This window comes from Haladaptatus sp. (genome assembly GCF_049589095.1).
Classification (GTDB): domain Archaea; phylum Halobacteriota; class Halobacteria; order Halobacteriales; family Haladaptataceae; genus Haladaptatus.
Genome location: NZ_JBAWAC010000440.1, coordinates 1 through 3,984 on the forward strand (window position 1 = coordinate 1; position 3,984 = coordinate 3,984).

General features: G+C 63.3%; 3 protein-coding genes. All 3 read left to right on the forward strand.

Translation table 11 applies throughout. From position 1 onward, the window contains the following. Positions 1 to 116 precede the first annotated feature (116 nt). The gene (locus tag WBV42_RS13825) at positions 117 to 1,220 is read left to right on the forward strand and encodes an SGNH/GDSL hydrolase family protein (RefSeq protein ID WP_423986542.1); all 1,104 of its coding nucleotides are present in this window, start codon (positions 117 to 119) and stop codon (positions 1,218 to 1,220) included. Between the two features lie 54 nt (positions 1,221 to 1,274). Next, on the forward strand, positions 1,275 to 2,189 hold the full coding sequence (locus WBV42_RS13830) for a HEAT repeat domain-containing protein (RefSeq protein WP_423986543.1): 915 nt from the start codon (positions 1,275 to 1,277) through the stop codon (positions 2,187 to 2,189). Between the two features lie 72 nt (positions 2,190 to 2,261). Beyond that, on the forward strand, positions 2,262 to 3,984 hold a 1,723-nt coding region (locus WBV42_RS13835), incomplete at its 3' end, for an ABC transporter substrate-binding protein (RefSeq protein ID WP_423986544.1).

Consider the following 3,984-nt stretch of genomic DNA (forward strand, 5'->3'; position numbering starts at 1 on the left):
GGTGATCTGCTGGACATACTATTCCCCACGATGAGCGGGAGGAAAAACCCTCCGGCGAACGCCACCCGTTTCTCACACACTTATCATCCGCTTCCGCCAAGATGGTACCAATTCACATGCACTCCGATACGTATCCGAGCGTCTCGTTGCACAACGTCGCCGAAACGGTCCCCGCCGACTGGGTGGACGGGGGAGCGGGAACCGACGGGATTGCCGGAATCGCCGGAACCGATGGAACCACCGAGACGGACGGAACCACCGAAACCACCGAAACCGGTGACCGACTTTGCCGCGTTCCGGCGTCCGTCGGAGCGAACCTGAACGTCGATGCCCGCGAGCGGCTCCGCCACCCGACCGGCTGTGAGGTTCGGTTCGTGCCCGAGTGCGACGACGCCGTCGTCTCCGTGACGCTCTCGGCGGCCGAAACGACCGTCTTCCGGCCGTTCTGGGGCGAGTTTCAGCCGTCCGAACCGCTCGAACTCGGCCCGACGCCGACGACGTTCGAGTTCGTCATCCCGGAGCGGATTCCCCTTCTCGACGACGCGACCACCCGGGCCGGAGCGTTCTCCCCCCGCGTCTGTCGGCTTCGATTCGAGGCCTGGGCTCCGGTCGCCATCCACGACGTTTCTGGTGACTGCCGACCGCCGACCGCCGACGAACTCCCCGACCGCTGCTATCTCGCCTACGGAACCTCCATCACGGAGGGTGCGGCGGCTTCGGCGACGCATTTGACCTACGTCGCTCGCGTCGCCCGAGGACTCGGACTCGACGCGCTGAACTTGGGCTGTTCGGGGTCGGCGTTCTGCGAACCCGCGATGGCCGAGCACCTCGCCGGACGCGACGACTGGGACATAGCGACCCTCGCCCTCTCGGTGAACATGGCGAACCGAGGGTTCACGCTCGCACAGTTCCGCGAACGCGCGGGCACGCTCGTGAATGCGGTCGCCGACGCACATCCGAACCGCCCGGTCGCCTGCGTGACGCTGTTTCCGTACCACGCGGACGTGATTCGCGGCGACGACGCGGAGCGCGCGGCGGCGTTCCGCTCGGCACTACGAACCATCGTCGCCGACTCGCCGCACGACGATTTGCACGTCATCGCGGGCGAGGACCTGATGGAACCGACGGCGTTGACGGCCGACATCCTCCACCCCGGCGACGCCGGGATGGAAGCCATCGGACGCGGAATCGCGCGCCGTCTGGACGAACTGCTCGACTGAGCGGAGTCGAGCGACCGTCACGTATTTCACCTGAGGTTCGTTGTATTCGGTCGAATGACGGGCGATCACGACCAACTGATGGAACTCGACCCGGAAACGGTCTCGGCCGACGACGTGGAAATCGACACCCTTCGGGAGGGACTCCGAAGCGAGGAGAACCTCGTGCGGACCCACACGGCGCAAATCGTCTCGGCGCTCGCCGCGGACGATCTCGAAACCGTCGAACCGTTGATTCCGACGCTCGTGGCGGTTCTCGACGACGATCGAATCGTCGTGCTCAGGGAATCGTTGTTGATCCTCGCCGCCGTCGCGGACGACACTCCCTCGGCTGTTCGGGACGCGATTCCCGACCTCCTCTCCCTGCTGACCCACGAAACGCCGCTGATCCCGGCGCTGGCGGCGGACGTCATTCGCGTGTTGGCGATCGACCACCCCGAATGGTTCGTCCCGTACGCCGACGAACTCGTGGCGGTGATGGAAACAGAGCCGACGGACCCGGTCGAGGATGCCACCGCCGCCCCTAACACGCAGGCACGGGAACACCTCGCCAGCGTTTCGAGGGAGGAGATGGAACGACAGACCACCGCGCGAACCGTCGTGGCGAACGTCGTCTACGAGGTGGCGAGCATCGACGCCGAAGCCGTCCGTCCGCACGCATCGCGGTTGTGTTCGCTTGTCTGCGACGGTTCCGGGGCGGTGCTGTCGGCGAGCGTCGGCGCGATCAGCTTCATCAGCGAGGAGTACCCGGACGCCGTGGCCGACGCGGTCGCGCCGCTATGTGATCGACTGACGACGCCGGATAGAACCGTGCAAGTTCACGCTGTCTCCGCACTCGGTCACATCGGCGATCCGTCGGCCGCCGATCCGCTTCGGGAGTTCGCCGACGGCGACGCGCCGCTCGACGAGGAGATTCGGTCCATCGCTCACGCGACGGAAGACTGGTTGATCGACGAGTCATCGGCGGAATGAATCTCCGATAGGGGTTCCGGCCAGTGCCGTGCGAATATTTATCTACTTTCCCTATTTTGAAGCGAATGCGCTATGAGAGACGAATCAACGAGGTACGGTAACGTAGTTAGCCGTCGGCGCGTTCTCACGATGGCGGGAACCGTCGGCGTCGCTTCCCTCGCCGGGTGTAACGGCAACTCGGACGGCGACGGAAACGGGTCTGGCGATGGAAACGGCGGCGGAAACGACGACGGGATTTACGACGTCCAACTCGTCAGTCGCATCAATCAGGTTCCGACGAACGTCCAATGGAACCCGTCCAATCCATCGAGCGTCGCACAGTGGTCCCAATACCTCCTGTTCGACCGCTTCGCACAGTACAACCACGGGGAAGGGAAGTTCATCCCGTACGCGATCACGGACTGGTCGTTCGACGACAAATCGTTCACGATGAAACTCCGGGACGGCTTGACGTGGGCGGACGGTGACGACGTGACCACCGACGACATCGCCACCCAATTGAAACTCGGAATGCACACTGGAACCGGCTACAGCGATTACACGAAGTCCATCGAGGCGAAGGACGACTCGACCGTCGTCATGCACTTTTCGCAACCGGTCAATCGGACGATCGTCAAGATTCACGTCCTCGCGAACAACCTCGTCCAGCAGAAAAAGAGCGTCTTCGGGAAGTATCTGGACGAAATCGAGAAGGACGAGAAGAACGGTCTGCGGAAACTCCAGAACTTCGCGTGGAAAGAGCCGATCGCGAGCGGACCGTTCGCGTTCAAGAGCACCAGTCCACAACAGTTGGTCACGGAACGCCGTGACGGCCACCCCGATTCCGACGAGATCAACTTCGAAAAGTACGTCTTCCGGTACATCGGCGGCGGCAACGAGGCCGTCCACCAGCAGATGACGTCGAACCAGATAGACGCGTGTGCCGTATTCGCGCCCAAACGCATCGTCGAACAGTTGCCGGATACCTGGCAACAGGTGGAGTTCTCGTCCGGCGTCGGTTACGGACTCGTGCCGCAGTTCGATCACAAACACGCGGGCGACCGGGCGGTCCGACAGGCCATCGCGTACGTCCTCGACCGCAACGCTATCGTCAAGAACGCCGGACCCGCCTCGAAAAAGCCCGCGGAACTCTCCGCCGGACTCGCGTCCGATACGCTGGACAAGTGGTTGGGTGACGCGCGGAGCGACTTCACGGATTATGGGAAATCCGAATCGAATACGGGGAAAGCAACGAAGGTTCTGAAGGACACGGGCTACGAGAAACAGGGCGGCACGTGGCACGACAGTGACGGTGACGTCGTCAACCTCCCCGTACAAGTCCCGTCGGAGTGGTCGGACTGGGTGACGGCGACCCAGACCGTCGTGGATCAACTCAAGAGCTTCGGGTTCAAATCGAACGTTGACGGCCGGAGCTTCGGCAATCTCCAGGGCCAGGTGTGGCCGAACGGCAACTTCGTCCTCGCCTCCGGCGGTTGGCTTCCGGGCGGCGTACAGGCGACGTTCCCGTACTTCTCGCTGCGCCAGATGTTGTTGGAGAACTACCGCGGGTTCACGTACAACTACCCGCCAGCGAACCCCGACCGTGGCGGGAAGCGTGGGACGGTGACGGTGCCGAAGCGGAGCGGGTCGGGCGAGTTGACGGTCAATCCGTCGGTACGCCTGAAGGCGATGTCACACGCGACGTCCGACTCGAAGGTTAAAACGATCGCCGTCGAACAGGCGTGGGTGACGAACCAGGACCTCCCGATGCTCCCCATCGCGGAGAAACAGACCCAGTCGTTCCTCACCGGGGACG

What these genes read in the sequence shown, in the direction of transcription:
- WBV42_RS13825 (WP_423986542.1), top strand. Translation starts at nt 117, where the DNA reads ATGCACTCCGATACGTATCCGAGCGTCTCGTTGCACAACGTCGCCGAA.
- WBV42_RS13830 (WP_423986543.1), top strand. Translation starts at nt 1,275, where the DNA reads ATGACGGGCGATCACGACCAACTGATGGAACTCGACCCGGAAACGGTC.